The sequence below is a fragment of the Clostridium tepidiprofundi DSM 19306 genome (genome assembly GCF_001594005.1).
Taxonomy (GTDB): Bacteria; Bacillota; Clostridia; order Clostridiales; family Clostridiaceae; genus Clostridium_AC; species Clostridium_AC tepidiprofundi.
Genome location: NZ_LTBA01000134.1, coordinates 1 through 855 on the forward strand (window position 1 = coordinate 1; position 855 = coordinate 855).

Below are 855 nucleotides of genomic sequence, written 5' to 3' on the forward strand. Positions count from 1 at the left end.
TCTAGTCTTCCTCAATTATTTAAACCTCCTCAAACAATATAAATTAGTATTCCACTAATAATATTCGTTGAGTACATATACATATTTATAACATTTTAATGCGAAGAATTTTTAATCTTTAGAGCTGTATAAGCATAAAAACCAATTTTACTGATTATACTTTCTATACAGAGGATGGTGATTATATCCATTTTGAATTTCAAACTACATACAAAGGAAAAGACCTAAATAGATTTTTATTCTATGATGCATCACTACTTTATAAATACAATAAAAAGGTTAATACTATAGTAATATACTCAGCAGATATAAAAAACACAAAAACAAAATTAGATGGTGGAAGCTTAAAATATGAGATTCAAGCTTTTTATATGAGTAGTTTAGATGGCGATAAAAAATATACTCAATTAAAAGAAAAAATAGAAGCCGGTAAAGAATTGACAAATGAAGAAATACTAAGCTTAACATTCATTCCACTTATGAATAGTAAAGAAGACAAATCTACAAGAGCTATAAAAAGCATTGAACTTGCAAGCAAAATCAAAGAAAATGATAACAAACTTCATTGTTTAAGTTTATTATATGCTCTTTTAGAAAAATTCGGTGATGATGATAGTAAGAAAAAATTTAAGGAGGTATTCTCTATGACTGAAATAGGAAAAATGATACGTGAAGAAGGATTGCAAGAAGGTCTACAAAAAGGCCTACAAGAAGGCCTACAAAAAGGTCTACAAGAAGGATTGCAAGAGGGACTACAAGAAGGGAAAATTGAAGGTAAATATGAAATATTAACAGCATTGTTAATAAAGAAATTCAAGAAGATTCCAAACGAATACCTAAAAAAAATTAAGACTT

The 855-nt window shown here is 27.5% G+C and carries 1 protein-coding gene; it reads left to right on the forward strand.

Going from position 1 to position 855, the window contains the following annotated elements:
* Positions 1-371: 371 nt before the first annotated feature.
* On the forward strand, positions 372-855 hold a 484-nt coding region (locus tag CLTEP_RS15525), incomplete at its 3' end, for an RpnC/YadD family protein (protein ID WP_479723504.1).